The 268-nt window shown below is 63.8% G+C and carries 1 protein-coding gene; it reads left to right on the forward strand.

The genetic code is table 11. The features are described 5' to 3' along the window. A partial coding sequence (locus AC0L3B_RS39580) for an MFS transporter (protein WP_473383281.1) occupies nt 1-268 on the forward strand: 268 nt, incomplete at both ends.

The following is a 268-nucleotide window of genomic DNA, read 5'->3' on the forward strand; positions in this document are numbered from 1 at the left end:
GGCCTCACGCCGGCCATGGCCAGCCTGATTGTGTCGCTGACGCAGATCGGCTATGCCCTGGGCCTGTTCTTCCTGGTGCCGCTGGGGGACCTGCTGGAAAACCGCAGGTTGATGATCTTCACCACCCTGGTGGCCATCGCCAGCCTGCTGGGCGCAGCGTTCACCGAGCAGCCCAACCTGTTTTTGCTGGTGTCCTTGCTGATCGGCTTCAGCTCGGTGTCGGTGCAGATTCTCATCCCGTTGGCTGCGCACCTGGCGCCGGCCGAAT

The sequence above is a fragment of the Bradyrhizobium sp. Kon56 genome (assembly GCF_055807635.1).